Source organism: Streptacidiphilus sp. MAP12-16 (assembly GCF_041262165.1).
Classification (GTDB): domain Bacteria; phylum Actinomycetota; class Actinomycetes; order Streptomycetales; family Streptomycetaceae; genus Streptacidiphilus.
The window spans coordinates 306,347-323,947 of sequence record NZ_JBGCBY010000007.1 but is presented as its reverse complement, the minus strand read 5'-3'; the positions used below and the strand labels follow the sequence as shown (position 1 = coordinate 323,947).

Annotated in this window: 15 protein-coding genes and 2 pseudogenes; 10 read left to right on the top strand and 7 right to left on the bottom strand. The window is 69.3% G+C overall.

What is annotated here, in order from left to right; all coding sequences use genetic code 11:
• Positions 1–554: 554 nt before the first annotated feature.
• Both ABIA33_RS12220 and ABIA33_RS12215 read left to right on the top strand, forming a co-directional pair.
• Positions 555–1,175: pseudogene (locus ABIA33_RS12220) on the top strand (carbohydrate binding domain-containing protein); the annotation flags it as partial.
• A 198-nt stretch (positions 1,176–1,373) separates the two neighbouring features.
• Positions 1,374–2,333: pseudogene (locus ABIA33_RS12215) on the top strand (chitinase); the annotation flags it as partial.
• Between the two features lie 73 nt (positions 2,334–2,406).
• Here the strand turns inward: ABIA33_RS12215 and ABIA33_RS12210 are convergent.
• The gene (locus ABIA33_RS12210; protein ID WP_370080373.1) at positions 2,407–3,300 is read right to left on the bottom strand and encodes a LysR family transcriptional regulator; all 894 of its coding nucleotides are present in this window, start codon (positions 3,298–3,300) and stop codon (positions 2,407–2,409) included.
• Positions 3,301–3,421: 121 nt separating this feature from the next.
• Here ABIA33_RS12210 and ABIA33_RS12205 point away from each other — a divergent pair, with 121 nt between their 5' ends.
• A complete protein-coding gene (locus tag ABIA33_RS12205) occupies positions 3,422–4,600 on the top strand; it encodes an aminotransferase class V-fold PLP-dependent enzyme (protein ID WP_370080371.1) in 1,179 nt (392 codons plus the stop codon).
• Positions 4,601–5,099: 499 nt separating this feature from the next.
• Here ABIA33_RS12205 and ABIA33_RS12200 read toward each other — a convergent pair whose 3' ends face one another.
• The 3 genes from ABIA33_RS12200 to ABIA33_RS12190 form a co-directional block, all read right to left on the bottom strand.
• Entirely contained in the window at positions 5,100–5,957 is an 858-nt protein-coding gene (locus ABIA33_RS12200; RefSeq protein ID WP_370080369.1) for a class I SAM-dependent methyltransferase, read from the bottom strand.
• 72 nt (positions 5,958–6,029) lie between these two features.
• Complete coding sequence (locus tag ABIA33_RS12195) at positions 6,030–6,185, bottom strand: hypothetical protein (RefSeq protein WP_370080367.1); 156 nt, start codon at positions 6,183–6,185, stop codon at positions 6,030–6,032.
• Positions 6,186–6,299: 114 nt separating this feature from the next.
• The gene (locus tag ABIA33_RS12190; protein WP_370080365.1) at positions 6,300–7,241 is read right to left on the bottom strand and encodes an SDR family oxidoreductase; all 942 of its coding nucleotides are present in this window, start codon (positions 7,239–7,241) and stop codon (positions 6,300–6,302) included.
• A gap of 126 nt (positions 7,242–7,367) precedes the next feature.
• On the opposite strand from ABIA33_RS12190, the gene ABIA33_RS12185 reads away from it, so the two are divergent.
• A complete protein-coding gene (locus ABIA33_RS12185) occupies positions 7,368–8,360 on the top strand; it encodes an RNA polymerase subunit sigma-70 (RefSeq protein WP_370080362.1) in 993 nt (330 codons plus the stop codon).
• 223 nt (positions 8,361–8,583) lie between these two features.
• Complete coding sequence (locus ABIA33_RS12180; RefSeq protein WP_370080360.1) at positions 8,584–9,177, top strand: DinB family protein; 594 nt, start codon at positions 8,584–8,586, stop codon at positions 9,175–9,177.
• A gap of 79 nt (positions 9,178–9,256) precedes the next feature.
• On the opposite strand, the gene ABIA33_RS12175 is transcribed toward ABIA33_RS12180, so the two are convergent.
• From ABIA33_RS12175 to ABIA33_RS12165, 3 genes are all read right to left on the bottom strand, one after another.
• Positions 9,257–9,463: a hypothetical protein gene (locus ABIA33_RS12175; RefSeq protein ID WP_370080358.1), complete on the bottom strand. Its 207-nt coding sequence runs from the start codon at positions 9,461–9,463 to the stop codon at positions 9,257–9,259.
• A 195-nt stretch (positions 9,464–9,658) separates the two neighbouring features.
• Positions 9,659–11,119: a catalase gene (locus ABIA33_RS12170; RefSeq protein WP_370080356.1), complete on the bottom strand. Its 1,461-nt coding sequence runs from the start codon at positions 11,117–11,119 to the stop codon at positions 9,659–9,661.
• 110 nt (positions 11,120–11,229) lie between these two features.
• On the bottom strand, positions 11,230–11,868 hold the full coding sequence (locus ABIA33_RS12165) for an HD domain-containing protein (protein ID WP_370080354.1): 639 nt from the start codon (positions 11,866–11,868) through the stop codon (positions 11,230–11,232).
• A gap of 129 nt (positions 11,869–11,997) precedes the next feature.
• Between ABIA33_RS12165 and ABIA33_RS12160 the strand changes: the two genes are divergently transcribed.
• From ABIA33_RS12160 to ABIA33_RS12140, 5 genes are all read left to right on the top strand, one after another.
• A complete protein-coding gene (locus tag ABIA33_RS12160; protein ID WP_370080352.1) occupies positions 11,998–13,005 on the top strand; it encodes a GlxA family transcriptional regulator in 1,008 nt (335 codons plus the stop codon).
• 592 nt (positions 13,006–13,597) lie between these two features.
• On the top strand, positions 13,598–16,153 hold the full coding sequence (locus ABIA33_RS12155; RefSeq protein WP_370080350.1) for a nitrate- and nitrite sensing domain-containing protein: 2,556 nt from the start codon (positions 13,598–13,600) through the stop codon (positions 16,151–16,153).
• A complete protein-coding gene (locus ABIA33_RS12150; protein ID WP_370080348.1) occupies positions 16,150–16,578 on the top strand; it encodes a roadblock/LC7 domain-containing protein in 429 nt (142 codons plus the stop codon). Before ABIA33_RS12155 ends, ABIA33_RS12150 begins: the two co-directional genes overlap by 4 nt.
• Positions 16,575–17,000, top strand: coding sequence for a DUF742 domain-containing protein (locus ABIA33_RS12145; RefSeq protein WP_370080346.1), 426 nt, complete (start codon positions 16,575–16,577; stop codon positions 16,998–17,000). Before ABIA33_RS12150 ends, ABIA33_RS12145 begins: the two co-directional genes overlap by 4 nt.
• Positions 16,981–17,601 carry an ATP/GTP-binding protein gene (locus tag ABIA33_RS12140; RefSeq protein WP_370080344.1) on the top strand — a complete coding sequence of 207 codons (621 nt, stop codon included), beginning with the start codon at positions 16,981–16,983 and terminating at the stop codon, positions 17,599–17,601. Before ABIA33_RS12145 ends, ABIA33_RS12140 begins: the two co-directional genes overlap by 20 nt.

Here is a 17,601-nt window from a genome sequence, read left to right as displayed (position 1 = left end):
GCCGTCATGGAGCCGTTGGTGGGAAGCAGGGATCGACTGCGGGAAGGGAGTCCGTTCCCTTCGTCCAAGGGCTCGGTCGGTGGGCATGCGTGTGGGCGGGCGGGCCGAGCCGATGGAACTGGGCGCGTTTGACGACCCTGACTGAGAGAGCGCTCTCTCACTCAGTGGTTTATGACAAGCCTCCGTACATGTCAAGCGATGCAACGGTCGGAATGCTTTTACGTGCCCCGTGTCCTTGGGCCACTGCCGTCCCTGACGCGCAGTCAAGTCCCAAACGACGAAGGGGCAGGGCGGTGGCGGGCGTTCCGGACGGTGATCCACCGCCGGCACATGTGCGCCGTCGTCGTCCGACCTGTGCATGCCGTGCGCACCGCATGCGCCGGCGACTTCGGACCGAATGACCCTCATTGGTCCAGACCTATTGACGAGCCCTTGCCGCCCCTTCTACGCTCCGGTCCGGCACAGCCCCACATGTCCCCATCTCACCCAGGGCCGGGCGTCACGCCCCCACGCGTCTGTCATGTCTATGGCGCTCGGCGCGAAGGGAGCACAGCATGTTCCGTCGGAGGTCGCGTACTTCACGTCTGTCGGGTGATTTCCGCCCTTGCCCGGATCCCGGCCGCCTCGAAGCAGACCAGGCCGCGAGCGAGCCGCTCCGAGCTCCTCGCCCGCAGAGGGCGACCGTGGAACGCGCATCGCAGGTGAACCGGACCAGCCGCGCCAAGCACCAACCAACCGTCCTGAGGCGCTCCCTCGCCGGAGCGAGCGCCGTCGCCGTCATCGGTGCCGGCATCCTCGTGGCCGGCTCCGGCGCGGCCGGGGCTGCCACCGCCAACCTGGTGGCCAACCCCGGATTCGAGAGCGGACTCTCCGGCTGGACCTGCTCCAGCGGCTCCGGCGCGGCCGTCAGCAGCCCGGTCCACTCCGGCGCCTCCGCGCTCAAGGCCACGCCGACCGGCCAGGACGACGCCCAGTGCACCCAGACCATCAGCGTGCAGCCCAACTCCCAGTACACGTTGAGCGCCTACGTCCAGGGAAGCTACGTCTACCTGGGCGCGACCGGCACCGGCGGCACCAGTGACCCGTCCATCTGGACGCCGAACAGCCCGTCGTACAGCCAGCTCAGCGTCGGCTTCACCACCGGGGCAAACACCACCACGGTGACCGTCTACCTGCACGGCTGGTACGCGCAGCCCGCGTACTACGCGGACGACGTGTCGCTCACCGGCCCCGGCGGCAGCAGCCCCACGCCGACCACCGCGCCGCCGACCACGGCCCCGCCCACTACGACCCCGCCCACCACCGCTCCGCCGACAACCACTCCGCCCACCACCGCCCCGCCGACCACAGCGCCGCCCTCCACCACGCCGCCGGGCGCGACCTGCGCCACGAAGCCCAGGCCGTCGGGCAAGGTCCTGCAGGGCTACTGGGAGAACTGGGACGGCGCCCTCAACGGGGTCCACCCCGGCCTGGGCTGGATACCCATCACGGACAGCCGGATCGCCGCGCACGGCTACAACGTCATCAACGCCGCCTTCCCGGTGATCCTCTCGGACGGCACCGTCGAGTGGCAGGACGGCATGGACACGAACGTCAAGGTCCCGACCCCCGCCGAGATGTGCCAGGCCAAGGCGGCCGGGGCGACGATCCTGATGTCGATCGGTGGTGCCGCCGCAGGCATCGACCTGAGCTCCAGTGCCGTCGCCGACCGGTTCGTGGCAACCGTCGTCCCGATCCTCAAGACATACAACTTCGACGGAATCGACATCGACATCGAGACCGGCCTGACCGGAAGCGGCAACATCAACACGCTCTCCGCCGCCCAGGCCAACCTGGAGCGCATCATCGACGGTGTGCTGGCACAGATGCCTGCGGGGTTCGGCCTGACGATGGCCCCCGAAACCGCGTACGTCACCGGCGGAAGCATCACCTACGGGTCAATCTGGGGCGCCTACCTGCCGATCGTCAAGAAGTACGCCGACAACGGGCGACTGTGGTGGCTGAACATGCAGTACTACAACGGCAGCATGTACGGCTGCTCCGGCGACTCCTACCAGGCCGGTACCGTCCAGGGCTTCACCGCACAGACCACGTGCCTGAACAACGGACTGGTCGTCCAGGGCACCACGATCAAGGTGCCGTACGACAAGCAGGTGCCCGGCCTGCCGGCCCAACCCGGCGCGGGCGGTGGCTACATGACGCCGAGCCTGGTCAGTCAGTCGTGGAACGCCTTCGGTGGTGCTCTGAAGGGGCTCATGACCTGGTCGGTCAACTGGGACGGCTCACTGGGCTGGACCTTCGGCAACAACGTCAAGTCCCTCCAAGGCCGTTGATGTCCCGCTGAGCTCCAGCTCCTGAGTACACCGACGCCGCTGCGTTTTGTCTCTGCTGCCCCTCATGCGGCGGTCACTCGGTGTGGGCGGGCAGTTCGGCGATCGCGTGGCGCATCGCGGTCAGGAATGTCCGGATCCGGGGGTGCTCCCCGGATCCTGCGCGTACGGTCGTGAGCACGGTACGGGTGTGGCCTGCGGAGCCGTCGAGGATGAGGCCGGGGGCGCGGTCGAACCACAGCATGTCGGGCAGGAAGGCCACCGCGTGGCCCTGCTCGACAAGCCGTACGTGGACCAGCATGTCCGCGGATACGTAGGCGACGTCCGGCTCGAAGCCGGCGGCGTGACAGACGGCCGTCGTCCATGCCCGGGCGGGCGTGCCTGCGGGTTCCATCACCCAGGCGCGCTCGGCCAGATCAGCGAGCGACATCACGGGTGCGGGGGTGGCCAGCCGCATGGCGTCCTTGCCCAGCAGGTGGTGCTCGAACTCAGAAGCACGGGCCGGCCGCGCGTGGCCGGGGAACATCTCGTCGATCACGAGGTCGAAGTCCCGGGTGAGCAGACCGGGCAGCGAGGTGTTGGGCTCGGCCTGCGTGGCCTCCACCCTGATCCGAGGATGGTTCTCCCGCAGCCAGGTCAACGCGACCGGCAGCAATGCGAGCATCGCGGTCTGGAAGGCCGCCACCCTGATCGTCCCGGACACCTCCTGCAGCGAGGCCGCGATCTCCGCCTCGGCGCGCTCCAGTTCCCGCAGTACCTTCTCTGTGCGGGCGACCAGGATCTCCGCCTGCGGGGTCAGCCGGACCCCCCGGCCTTCCCGTTCCAGCAGCGGTGCGCCGACTTCGGACTCCAGCAGCGTCAACTGCTGGGAGACGGCCGAGGGGCTGTAGGACATGGCCGACGCGACAGCGGCCAGCGTGCCGCGGTACTTCAACTCCCGCAGGACCTCCAGGCGACGCAGGTTGTACACGCCCCGACTCCATTCATCAGATTCTGTGGCCTGTCTCATCCAGAAACATTCACTTTACTGAAGAGATGCCCTTTGGCACTGTGTGAGGGAAGAGCAACGCCGCACACAAGGGAAAAAGGGCATGGACATCGAAGCGCTCCGCCGGGACACCCCGGGCACCGCGAACCGGATCCACCTCAACAACGCTGGTGCGGGTCTGCTGTCGCGGCAGACGCTCAAGGCCGTGACCTCCCACCTGGAGCTGGAGGCCGCGATCGGCGGCTACGAGGCCGCGGACCAGGAACGGGACCGCGTCGACGCCACCTACGGGCACATCGCCCGACTCGTGGGCGGCCAGGCGGACGAGATCGCGCTGTTCGACAACTCCACCCACGCCTGGAACGCCGCGTTCTACTCCATGACGTTCAAGCCGGGCGACCGCATCCTCACAGGCCGGGCCGAGTACGGCAGCAGTGTCCTGGCCTACCTGCAGATAGCCCAGCGCACCGGCGCCGAGGTCGTCGTCGTCCCCAACGACGAGTCCGGCCAGCTCGACACCACCGCCCTGGCGAACCTGATCGACGACCGCACCAAGCTGGTGGGCATCGCCCACGTCCCCACCAGCGGAGGCTTGGTCAACCCGGCCGCCGAGATCGGACGCATCACCCGCGCCGCCGGCGTTCCCTTCCTCCTCGACGCCACCCAGTCCGTCGGCCAGTTCCCCGTGGACGTCGCCGAGCTCGGCTGCGACATGCTCACCGCCACCGGCCGCAAGTTCCTGCGCGGCCCACGCGGCACGGGCTTCCTGTGGGTCCGCCCCGAGGCACTTTCCTACCTGGAGCCGCACGTGACCGAGATAGCCGCCGCCACATGGGACGGCAAGCGCAGCTTCACCTGGCACCACGGCGCGCGGCGTTTCGACACATGGGAGGTCAGCTACGCTAACGCCCTGGGCCTGAGTAGCGCCGTCCAGCAAGCCCTAAACCTCGGCATGGACGCGATCGGCCGGCGCGCCCTGGACCTCGGGGCCTATCTGCGCGACCGGCTGGACGCTGTGTCCGGCGTCACCACCCACGACCTCGGCCGGCGGCGGTGCGCGATCGTGACCTGCAAGGTCGACGGCATGGCGCCTGCCGATGTCGCGGCTGCCCTCGCCGGGAACGGCATCAACGTCAGCACAACCGACCCGGTGCAGACCCAGTTCGACACCGAGGACCGGGACGTCCACCCGCTGGTACGACTCTCGCCGCACTACTACAACACCGAGACCGAGATCGACCGCGCCGTCGAGGTCCTCGCCATACTCACCGCGGCCCTCTAGGAGTGCCTGAGCCGTGCTCGCGGAGCTCATCCCTCGTGCTCCGCTGCCGAGGTCGCCGACATCGCCGAACTCATCGGCGAGGCCGTCCTGGTCCTGTACGTGCACCCGGCTCAAGCACGCACGGATGTCCGCCTCCCGACTGGCACGGCGCAACGCCCAGCGCGCCCTTCCGCCCGGTCCGTAGCTTCGAGGATCGACGGGTTCCACGAGGCGCGGCTGCTCGGCGACGACGGCCCTGCGGACGAACCCGACGGGTCCGTGATACAGCCCAGAACCGAATCCTACGAAGGAATAGTGCACGCTCCGAATAGCTTCGGCTGCCGCGTCGATCCATTGACCTCCGCGGAGGTATCGGTGGTGGCTGTGTTGAGTGCGTCGTCAACCCAACCCGGACGCATGCGCTTGAAGACGGAATCCGCGCGCCTCGGCCCGGCATCCGGGCGCAGGCGTGCTCGCGCCCGCAGATCGGATTCGGTGGCCGGGCGTCTCCCTCTCGGAGTCAGGCCGGCCGGACGGCTCGCAGCGCGAACATCAGCGGCACCTTCGGCTCGTGCTCCGGTAGCCGCCACCAGCCGCCCTCGCCGGGCACCATTGCCGCAAAGCGGCGCCACGGCAGCAGATCCGTCTCGCGCAGTACCTCCACCCGCAGCCCCGCACCCGCCACGGCTTCGACGGCATCGCCGATTCCATGCCGCCACTCGTAACTCACCGTCGCCCGTTCCAGCGGTGGTCCGTCGGTGTACGTGCTGGCGTTGTCGATCCGCAGCGGCCCCCTGCCGCCCAAGTAGTCCCGGCGCAGCCGCAGGTGTCCCGGTTCCTCGTCCGGCTGGGGAGTGGCGCCGAGCGAGTTGAGCAGCGGGTGGAACTCAACCAGGTACAGCACCCCGCCCGGCCGCAGCAGCGCGTGCACGATCTGCGCCCACCGGGCCAGGTCGGGCAGGTAGCACAGCGCGCCCTTGCCGGTGTAGACGACGTCGAAGCGTCGCCCGCCGAGCGCGGTGACGGCGTCGTGCACGTCGGCCTGGACGAACTCCAGGCTCGGCCCCGCCCCGGTTGCCAGCCGCCGGGCCTGCCTGACGGACTCCCGGGAGAAGTCGAGCCCCACCGTGTGCGCAGCACCCTGCTCGGCGAGAGCACGCGTCTCGGTGCCCAGGTGGCACTGCAGATGCAGCACCGTGCGCCCGTGCAGGTCGCCGAGGTCCGCCCACTCGAACGGCGCCATCCAGTCGGCGCAGGAGCGGGAGCCGTCCAGCCCGTAGAAGTCGCTGGCCGCGTGCACGGGCGTACGGGCGTCCCAGTTCCTCTCGTTGGCTGCCAGCATCTCCGGGACGGTCGGCTCACGACCTGTCTGCGTCATGAAAGCAGTCCTACCCGATCCGCCGACACGGTGACACTTGATTGCCGAGGGCGGGTGGCGCACTGCTGCAACTCAGTGCTGCACGACGGTGCACTGCCCGTTGGAGAACATCGGAGTGGTGTCGACCGGAAGTCCGGGATCGGGGTTGACGATGATGTCGGAGCTCTGGGTGATCGACCCCTCGCAGTTGTCGAGGGCGGGCTCAGGCTGCGAGCTCGCCGGACGCATCCGCCGACCGTCAACCTGGCTCTGTTCACGAGGTTCGAACTCGTGAACAGAGCCAGCGCGGACTTTCTCGCGGCAGCGTGTCGTAACGGCGGCGAACCAGGTCGGCGGCGGCGCTCAGCAGCCGCCGTGGGAGTGCGCCCGTGACTCCAGCCAGCCTGAGGCCCACAGCCGGTCTGGCGTGGTCTCCCCGCGGAAGACCGCCGCCGAGCGGTGCGCAAACTGCGCGAAGGTCGTAGGCCGGATGCCGAACCGCTGGAACGCCGCGGTGTCGACGCAGGTCTCGGGTCCGCCTTCGCGCCGCAGCCGGAACAGGTCGTCGAGGTCGTCCGCGAAGCGAGGCGGGATCCCGGAGGCGACGAGCCGGCGGTGCTTCTCCTGGGGGGTGAGGTCGACGTAGCGGATCGGTCGGCCGACGATCTCGGTCAGGATCGCGCAGACCTCGGTCATCGACAGCGCCTGGGGCCCGGTCAGCGTGTGGACGGCGCTCTCGCCGCCCTCAGGCGCGGGCCCGGTGGCGGCGGCGAAGGCGATCTCGGCCACGTCCTCGACGTCGACCGGTGCCAGGCGGGTGTCGCCAAGCGGCTGGGCGAACGTGCCGTCGGCCAGCATCGTCGGCGCCTCGCGGTAGTAGACCTGCATGAACTGGCTCGGCCGCAGCACCGTCGCAGATACGTCGGCCGCACGCAAGTGATGCTCGACCTGCGCGTGGTAACGCCCGAACCGGAACGCGGAGTCCGGGTCGGCGCCGAGGCCGGACACCTTGACGATGTGGCGCACACCCGCCTCAACGGCCGCCTCGATCAGGTTGCCCTGGGCCTCGACCATCCGGTCGTCCGCGCTGGAGATCAGCACGACCGTCTCGATGCCGTCCAGCGCGGGGGCGAGCGTGCCGGGCACCAGCAGGTCCGCCCCGACGGTGGCGAGGCCGGCCGCGTCGCGCTCCGCCCGCCCCTTGGCGGGGTCGCGGACCAGTGCCCGGGCGGTCCGGCCCCGGCGGCCGAACGCGCGGACCAGCGCCGAGCCGGTCAGTCCGGTCGCTCCCGTGATCAGGATCATCACTCACTCCTTCGTCGTGGTACCGGGCCGCCTGGCGCGGCCCTTGCCAGGTGCAGACGAAGCAGGAGAGCGAAACTGACCGCGGCGAGCGGAAATGCCGTGCGACGACGGGCCGTTGTCCCTCACGTGACGTCCACCACCGGCGTCCCGGTAGCCGTCGAGGACTGGGACGCGATCCACGCCCGCCACCACCGCGAGCTGCTCGGCTACTGCTACCGCATGCTCGGCTCGCCCTTCGATGCCGAGGAGGCCGTCCAGGAGACATGGCTGCGCGCCTGGCGCGGCCGTGCGGGCTTCGCCGGGCGCGCCTCGCTGCGGGTGTGGCTGTTCCGGATCGCCACCAACATCTGCCTGGATCTCCTGCGGCAGCGCCCCCGGCGCGAGCGACCCGTCGACGTCACCGGCGCCGGGGACGCGGCCTCGCCGCTCGGCCCGCGCGATCAGGACAGGTGGCTCCTGCCCGCGCCCGACCACTGGCTACTGCCGCCCGACCAGGACCCCGCCCGGACCGCCGTCCTGCGCGACAGCGTCCGCCTCGCCTTCGTCGCCGCGCTGCACCGGCTCCCACCGACGCAGCGTGCCGCGCTTGTGGCCCGCGACATCCTCCTGCTGCCCGCCGAGGAGACAGCCGCGCTCCTGGACGTAACCGTCCCCGCGGCCAACGGGCTGCTGCGCCGCGCCCGCCACCGCCTGGCCGACGGCCGGACCGACCAGAGCCCCCGCGCGGACGAGCTGACGCAACACCAGCGAGCGCTGCTCGACCGGTACGTGGCCGCCTTCGAACGCCATGACATCCCCGCGCTCCTCGCGCTACTCCACGACGACGCGACCCTCGCCATGCCGCCGCATGCGCTCTGGCTGGCTGGGCGCGACCAGATCGAGCGCTGGTTCCGGCGCGAGCCCAATCCGTGCCGCGACGCCCGGGCACTCCCGGTCCAGGCCAACGGCGCGCCCGCCCTCGCGATCCTCCACCGCGACCAGCGAGGGTCGGCCTGGCGGCCCTTCGCCGTCCAACTCCTCACCGTCCGGCAGGACCGCGTGGCCGCACTCGACACCTTCCTGGAGCCGCGCCTGGTCGGGCTTTTCGAACCATGGCGCATTGGTCTGCCGATCCGCTGATCGGCCGCGAAATGGAGCCTCGGGGCTGCCAACCTGGAAGGCGACCGGGAACGAGCACGACGGTCACGTTCGACGTGGTGGGTGCTGGCCGAGCGCCGCAGTGCCAGACGACGCCGGAGCCCCGAAGAACGAACCGGCCCGCACCGCGCTGACGCGGAGCTCGGCGTCGGTAACCGGGAAACCCACGCGACGACTGTCGGCAGGTGATGCGAGACTCGGCCCCATGAAGCCCAACGATCCTAAAGACGACCTGCACCGCTACCTCAAGGCGGCCCGCGAAGCCATCATTTGGAAGCTGGACGGATTGTCCGAGTACGACAGCCGCCGCCCCCTGACGCCGACTGGCACCAACCTCCTCGGCCTCGTCAAGCACCTCGCCAGCGTCGAGCTCGGGTACTTCGGCCCGACTTTCGGCCGCCCGCACAACGAATCCCTCCCCTGGCTCGACGAGGGGGCCGAGCCCAACTCGGACATGTGGGGCCGCGCCGACGAGTCGCGCGAGGACATCCTTGGCCTCTACCGCCGCGCCTGGGCGCACGCGGACGCGACGATCGAGGCGCTGCCGCTCGATGCGATGGGCCACGTCGCATGGTGGGGCGACAACGGCGACGTGACGCTTCAGCGGATCATGCTGCATACGACGGCCGAGACGAACCGTCACGCCGGCCACGCCGACATCGTCCGCGAGCTGATCGACGGCAAGGCCGGCATGCGCGAGACCAACAGCAACATGGGTGGCGGCGACGAGGCCTGGTACCAGGAGTACTGGAACAGGCTGGAGGCCTCCGCCAAGGAGGCCCAGGCCAAGCCGAGCTGAGTTGCCCCGGATGCCACCGTGGCAGCCCAGCGAGTCCCACAGCGTCCGGGCGTAGGAGGTCATCTCGTCGAGCACCCGGTCAGGAAGCTTCGCCGGGAGGCAGGACACGGTGGACTTCATCGTCAGGGCCGCGCCCGGTCGGGTCGAGCTTCGCCGTCTGGTCGTAGAGCTCGGCGGTGTCTACCTGCGTGGCCGGGGGCGGGAAGCACAGGCAGCTTCGCCCGCCCTCGGGGACCACGATCTCCACCTTCGCCTCGTCCCCGGCCTCCTCCAGCCGAGCCGCCATCTGCCGCCACGCCGCGTCCGACCCCCGGGTGGGCTCCGCCAGGTGCTCGCCGACGTCCTCGCACGGCGATGCTGAACCAGACCCTGGCCGACAGGGTCCGGGCGGATGTCGCCACTACCTGGGGTACCAGCGGGTGCGGGCCCCGGACCGGCCGTCGCAAGGTCCGGGAGCCCGCGGCTCGTGGTGTGGCGCGCGTCAGGTCTTCCGCAGCGCGCCGACTGCCGACTCCAGGCGCTTACCCAAGTCCTCGTCGGCCTGCCGGAAGTTGTCGATCGCACGCTCGACAATGTCGTCGCGGTCCTTGGAAACGCCCGCGATGTTCCCCGCCAAGTTGCCGATCAGACGCTCTTTCTGGTCCTCTGACATCAGCCGGTACAGGTTGCCCGGCTGCACGAAGTGGTTGTCCTCGGCATGCAGCGGCTGGGCCTGCGGGCCCGTGCCGCCGGTGACCGGGACCGACGCCCACAGCGGCTCGCCGCTCTGCGTCGGCCCGCCGAAGGAGTTCGGCTCGTAGTTCTTCGCCCGGCCATGGCGACCGTCGTAGTACGAGCCGTCGCGGCCGTTGGTGCGGGCCTCGGTGGCGTGCGGACGGTTCACCGGCAGGTGGTCTGCGTTGGCGCCGACGCGGTAGCGGTGCGCGTCGCCGTAGGCGAACAGGCGGCCTTGGAGCATCTTGTCCGGGGAGGGGCCGATGCCGGGCACGAAGTGCGCCGGACTGAAGATCGACTGCTCGACCTCGGCGAAGATGTTCTCCGGGTTGCGGTTCAGCTCTAGCTTGCCGATTTCGATCGGTGGGTAGTCCTCGTGCGGCCAGACCTTGGTCAGGTCGAACGGGTTGAAGCGGTACGATGCCGCGTCGGCCGGGGGCATGATCTGCACCTGGACCGTCCACGACGGGAAGTCGCCGCGCTCGATCGATTCGCGCAGGTCGCGCTGGTGGGAGTCGGGGTCGGCGCCGGCCAGTACCGCGGCCTGGTGGGCCGTCAGGTTCTTGATGCCCTGGTCCGTCTTGAAGTGGTACTTCACCCAGAAGTACTGGCCCTGGGCGTTCTGCCACTGGTAGGTGTGCGAGCCGTAGCCGTTCATGTGGCGCAGGGTCGCGGGGATGCCGCGGTCGCCGAACAGCCAGGTGACCTGGTGGGTGCTCTCGGGTGAGAGACCCCAGAAGTCCCAGACGTTGTCAGCCTCCTGCGAACCCGTGTAGGGGTCGCGCTTCTGGGTGTGGATGAAGTCGGGGAACTTGCTCGGGTCCTTGATGAAGAACACCGGGGTGTTGTTGCCGACGAGGTCGTAGTTGCCCTCTTCGGTGTAGAACTTCAGCGCGAAGCCGCGCGGGTCGCGGACGGCGTCGGCGGAGCCGAGGTTGCCGGCGACGGTGGAGAAGCGCAGGAAGGTCTCGGTCTGCTTGCCGATCTCGCCGAGGAACTTCGCGCGGGTGTAGGGGGTCACGTCGGCGCTGACCGTGAAGGTCCCGTACGCCCCGGCTCCGCGGGCGTGGACGATGCGCTCCGGGATGCGCTCCCGGTTGAAGTGGGCAAGCTTCTCGAAGAGCAACTGGTCCTGGAACAGGATCGGGCCGCTGGGACCCGCAGTCTCCGAGTTCTGGTTGTCCGCGACGGGGGCACCCGTCTCCGTTGTCAGGTAATTGCTCACCACGTACTACCTTCCATCCATTCGTTGACGGGGCGGCTGAGCGGTTCCCCACTCCGCCGATGGTGTTGTTGTCCGATGTCGGTTACGCGGCGGGCCCGCACCGGTCGGCGCTGTTACTCGGGCCAGGCCGAGCCGAGGATGATCTCCACGAAGTCCTGCCGGGTGAATCCGGGCACGAAGTGTGCGAGGACGTCGTCGTTCATGGTCCCGAAGGTGGTGTCGGGCCGATCCTTCATGCCGTCGGTGAACGCATGCAGGATGTTCTGCTTGAAGTTCGGCCGTTGGTGGACGTCGGTGACCGCCCTGATCTGCCCGTCAGTGATCTCGTCGAGGTCGAGGCCCAGGACGTCGGTCTCCACCCCGGCGGTCACCAGTGCGACTTCGGGTTCCAGGTGTTCGACGATTCCCGGGGTGGTGTGCAGGGCGATGCCCAGCCAGACCGCCCGGGCGTCGGCCTCGCTGCGTCCGTGGGCCAGGAGGAAGTCCCGGGCCAGGTCGGCCCCGTCGACCTCGAAGCGCTGGTCGGTGCGCCGGTAGCGCTCGGTCAGCCCCAGGTCGTGGAACATCGCGCCGACGTAGAGCAGTTCGGGATCCACCTGGAGACCCCGATGAAGGCCCTTGAGGGAGCCGAAGAGGAACACCCGACGGGAGTGGTCGAACAGCAGCGGGCTCGCAGCGGCGCGGACGAGGTCCGTCGCCTCCCGTGCCAGCGCGGTGTCCGGGATCGTGATCCCGGCGATCGTCTCGGTCATCGTCGTCTCCGTGGGTCTTGGCGGCTTGCTGCGGCTGTACCTATAGCGTGGGATGTGCCGAGGTCAGCGCGCTCCGCGTGCTCGGCCAGGCTTCGCACGGATTCGGACAGACGACGCACAGGAGGCCACGTGACCACCACGAGGGGATCCCAGTCGCCGCACCGGGTCGGCGTGGTCGTCTTCGACGGGGTGAAACTGCTCGACGTCGCCGGACCCAGCGAGGTGTTCAGCGAGGCGAACCGGATCGGCACCCACTACGAGCTGGTCCTCTGCTCGGTCGGCGGCGCGGAGGTGACCTCCTCCACCGGCCTGCGGATCCCGGTCGACGAGGACGCCGCCTCCGCGGGTCTTGGCTTTGACACCCTGCTGGTGATGGGAGGTGACCGACTCCCGACCCACCCCATCAGCACCGAGCTGCGCGACGCCGTCAACGCCATGTCCGCGCGCTCGGGCCGGGTGTGCTCCATCTGCACCGGTGCGTTCATCCTGGCCGCAGCCGGCCGGCTGAACGGACGCCGGGCCACCACGCACTGGCGGCACACCCAACTGCTCCGCGACGCCTACCCCGGGGTCACCGTCGAGCCGGACGCCATCTTCGTCCGCGACGGCCGTACCTTCACCTCGGCCGGCGTCACCGCCGGGATCGACCTGGCCTTGGCACTCCTGGAGGACGACCACGGCGAGGCCATCGCCAGACAGGTCGCCCAGTCCCTCGTCGTGTTCCTGCAACGGCCGGGAGGCCAGTCGCAGTTCTCGCCGACCCTGCAGGGCCCCCGCCCGCACACATCGGCTCTGCGGGCGGTCTTCGACGCGGTGGCAGCCGACCCCGCCGCCGAGCACTCCATCCCGACGCTGGCGGCACAGGCAGCCCTGAGTCCTCGTCACCTCACCAGACTGTTCCAGGAGGAACTGGGCACCACACCCGCCAGATACGTCGACGCGGTGCGCTTCGACAGCGCCAAGGCCGCCCTCGATACCGGATACAGCGTCCGGGGAGCCGCCGAACGCGCCGGCTACGGCAGCCCGGAGACACTGCGGCGCGCGTTCGTGTCGCGACTCGGAGTGTCCCCCCGCGCCTACCAGCAACGCTTCCGCTCGGCACAACGACCCGACGCCACGAACACCACGGCCGACTGACGAGCCTCCGCGCGGCCAGCGACGCGCTGCCATCCCCTGTATGGCCCGACAGCCTTGCAGCGGTGGTCCGGGCGCAGCACGCTGAGCCGTGTTGGCTGCTCAGCATCGGGGCCGGGACCCTCCGTTCCCCGCCCCCGGGAGGCGTTCGGCCACCCTGATCAGCAGTAGGGCGCGCCAGCACAGCAGGACGTGGGCGCGGATGCGGCCGTCGCTCCGCAGCTCCCGTCGTGGGCGGCGTACACCAACTCAGCCTGGCTGGCCCTGACGGACAGTCCGCCACCCGCGCGGGCAGCAAACTCAGACTCCACCACCTGGCTTCTGGGCGTCATCCAGCACCCGAACGGACACTGGCAATCAACTACCCATTCACAAAAGGCATCTGATGATCTCTGAGCCCACAAATCGGATCATTAGCTGATACTGTCCTCCCCAGCCAGCTAGTCACGGCCCTGCCAACCACTAAATGGCGGTGGCCGGGCCGAGCCCAACCCGTGGTCGGGTCAGCGTCGGCCGTCATCGTTCCGACCGTCCAAGGAACCGGATGCCAGGCAGAAGCGATCGACGAGTCCCACCCCGTCCCAGGACCCGCGATGTGCTGCGGACCGGGATTGTCCTGGCGGTCGCGCTCCCCAGCGTGCTGCTCAGCTGCTTGTGGGGTTACACCATGGCCACTCAGCTCAGCGACACCCTTGCGCTGCGTGCGCAGACCCAGTTCGCGCAGCGGCTGGGTGCTCCACTGCACACACTGCTCGCCCGTCTTCAGGACGAGCGCCGCCTCACCGCCATCTGGCAGGCTGACCTGCACCCTGCGGACAGAGCCGCCCTCGACGCCGAGCGGCAACAGACAGACACCGCCGCGAAGGGGTTCCGCATGGCGTCCAGCACAGTGGACGGCGCGGACCAGGTAAGCCGCGCGCAGGTCCTGATCCTGAACCGCCAGCTGAGCCAATTAACCGGACAGCGCGCCGTGATCGACAGCAGCCGGCTCACTGCCGCCGAATCGTTCGACTACTACAAGGCGTTCATCGCCCAGGGCATGGTGCAGGCCGACGACCTCGCGCGGATCGGGGACGCGCAGTTCGGCCGCAGCGCCGCCGCCGCGTACATCGTGGTCCAGGTTACTGAACGGCTGGCCCGCGAGGACGCCGAGGTGTCCGCCGCCCTGGCCACAGGACGGATGTCAGCCGCCGTCCACACCAACTTCGCCGCCGTCGCCGCCGCCAGGCGCGACCTCCTCACCTCCGGCAACATCCAGGACCTGCCCACCGCTGCCGCCTTCGCGAAGGTCGTCTCCAGCCCAGCATGGGCCAACCTCGGCTCGATCGAGACAGCCGTCATCGGCGGTGCGAGCACCGGCATCACGAGCACCAGCGCCAAGGCCAGCGTCAAACTACCGTCCGCCGCCGACGGCTGGCGCCAAGCCGAGGACCAGGTCCACACCGGCCTCGTGGGTGTGCTCGACCAGGGCTGGAGCCAGGCGATCGGCGCCGCGTCCAACCGGGTCACCTCCCAGGTGGTCGCCATCGGTGTCAGCAGCGCGTTCTTCCTGGCTACGGCCCTTTGCACGGTCCTGGTGAGCCGACGCCTGGCCCGTCAGATCCTGCGTCGGCTCGCCGACCTGCGGCAGGCCGCGCGAGACCTCGCCGAGCACCGGCTGCCTGACCTCATCGAGCGCGTGAACCGCGGCGAGCCCGTCGATGTCCGCGCCGAGCTGACCCCGCAAGACTACGGCGACGACGAGTTGGGACGCACCGCCACCGAGGTCACCGCAACGCAACTGGCAGCGGTCGCGTCCGCTGTCCAGCGCGCCCGCAACAGTGAGGGCACACGGCAGGTGTTCGTCAACCTCGCACGCCGCACCCAGGTGCTGGTGCACCGTCAGATCGCTGGGCTGGACGACCTGGAGCGCGGAACGGACGACCCCAAGCTGCTCAGCCGGCTCTTCGAGGTGGACCACATCGCCACGCGGATCCGGCGCAACGCCGAGAACCTGGCCATCCTCGGCGGCGCCCCGACCGCCCGCCAGTGGCGCACCGGTGTCCAACTGGTCAACGTGGTACGCAGCGCCGTGTCCGAAGTCGAGGACTACGCCCGGGTGAAGGTGCACCCCGTCCCCCGAACGCTGCTGGCCGGTCCGGCGGTCACCGATGTGATCCACCTGCTGGCAGAGCTGATCGAGAACGGCACCACCTTCTCTCCGCCGCACACCCGGGTGACCGTCACCGTGGAGGAAGTACCGAGCGGTTGCGTGATCGAGATCGAAGACCGCGGCCTGGGCATGGACGACGAGGAGTACGCGCGCTTCAACCAGTTGCTCGCCAATCCGCCCGAACCCGGAATGATACTGACCGGCGATGATCCCCGGCTCGGCCTCTACGTTGTGGCTCGGCTCGCCCACCGGCACGGCGTGGGGGTCTCGCTGCGCAAATCACCGTACGGCGGGAGCTGCGCGATCGTGCTGCTGCCGACGGTGCTGATGGAGGCGATGGAACGGGACCCGTCGGGTCCGCCCGGGCTGTTCGAGTTGCCGCCGGAGAACCGCGTACGGACCCTTCCTCAACAGTCCGCGCGGGCAGAGTCCGCGCGCGCAGAGCCCGTGCACGAGCAGCCCATGCACGAGCAGCCCGTGCCCGAGCGGGACTTGCAGGGCGCCGAAGCCGCGCTCGTGCACGCCTCGTCCGGCCATACGGGCGGCGATCGGCCCGCCTCCGGTGCCCTCGAGCAGGGTGCGTTCAGCGCCGGGCTGGAGCGGGATCGGGGACGCCAGGGACACGCTCCGGACCAGACCGTGGGCGGGCGGCACGCAGCGCCCCGCCGCCCCGTCGAGTTGCCTGGTGGAACACCTGGAACAGGCTCGAGTGAGCGCAAACACGTGGAAGAGGGCGCAAGCCAGGGCCAGGAGCCTGGCGAAAAGGCCGTCCCGCGCGTCCTACCCAAGCGGATCAAGCAGGCCAGCCTCGCCCGGCAGATGCGTGAGACTGCGGACGTCGGCGACAGCCAGACCGACAACGAGTTTGACGGCCCGCTGCCGGAGCGCTCCCGCAGCACCATGGCTTCCATCCAGAGCGGGACCAGGCGGGGCCGGGAGGTCACCGAACCGAAGTCGGACAGCAGCAGCACTGGGACCGCGACGAAGGAACAGAGATGACGCAGCACACCGAAGCCACCGGTCAGCTGAACTGGCTGCTCGACGACCTGGTCGGCCGGATCCCGAAAATGCGGCACGCCATCGTGCTCTCCAGTGACGGCCTGCTGGTCGGGCGGTCCCGCGACTTCGAGCAGTCGGAAGCGGAGCATCTGTCAGCAGTCGCCTCCGGACTACAGAGCTTGGCCAAGGGCGTGGGCAGACGCTTCGACGGCGGGCGCGTCCAGCAGACCGTCATCGAGCTGGACAACCTTTTCCTGTTCGTCACCGCCGCTGGCCAGGGCGCTGTTCTGGCCGCCCTGGCCAGCGCCGAGGTCGACACCGGGATCATGGCGTACGAAATAAACCTCCTGGTCAAGCAGGTGGGGCGCTACCTCGTCGCGGCACCACGCTCCGACCTCGGCGGATTCCACGGTGAGGATGAGTGACCGACTGGCCCGGCGACAGACGGCTGAGCGACCACCAGCCCGGCAACAGGTGGCCGGACAAGCACCCGCTCAACTACGACGCCGGCCTGGTCCGCCCATACACCATCACCGGCGGCCGGACCTCACACCCCGCGCAGGACAAGGCGTTCAGCCTGATCACTCAGGTGCTGACGCGCGACCCCGACGTGGACACCTCCCTCATGGAGCCCGAGCCGGCAGAGATCCTGGATCTCTGCCGGGACCGGCCCATGGGTGTCGCCGACATCGCAGCACGCCTGGACCTGCCGGCGAGCGTGGTGAAGGTGTTACTCGGGGACCTCCTCGACAACTCGATGATCCTGACCCGGGCGCCGGTCGCCATGGCTGGCACCCCGGACGTGCGGCTACTCCAGAAGGTGATCGATGGCATCAAAAGGCTCTGACCCAGCAGACCGGGCCGAACTGGTCCCGACCGCGGTGAAGATCATCGTGGCAGGCGGTTTCGGGGTGGGCAAAACCACCCTGGTGGGGTCGGTGAGCGAGGTGCCGCCGCTGGAGACCGAGGAGTACATGACCCAGGCCAGCGTCGGTGTGGACGACCTGGCGGGGGTGGAGAACAAGCACACCACCACCGTGGCCATGGATTTCGGCCGGATCACCATCAGCGCGGACCTGGTGCTCTACCTCTTCGGCGCGCCCGGGCAGGAACGATTCCTCTTCATGTGGAACGACCTGGTGTACGGGGCGCTGGGCGCGGTGGTGCTGGCCGACACCCGCAGGCTGGAGGACTGTTTCCTCTCAGTGGACTTCTTCGAGCGTTACGACATCCCCTTCGTGGTGGGCGTCAACTGCTTCCATGGCGTTCGTGATTGCGGGATCGAGGACGTCCGCGCCGCCTTGGATCTGGACGATTCGGTGCCGGTGATTCTGTGCGACGTGCGGGAACTGAGCTCCAGCAAGGACCTGCTGCTGGCACTGCTTGAGTCCGTGCAGTCCAAGGCCCGCGCCGACCCGCTGCCGGCGGCTGGGGCACCTGTTGCCTGA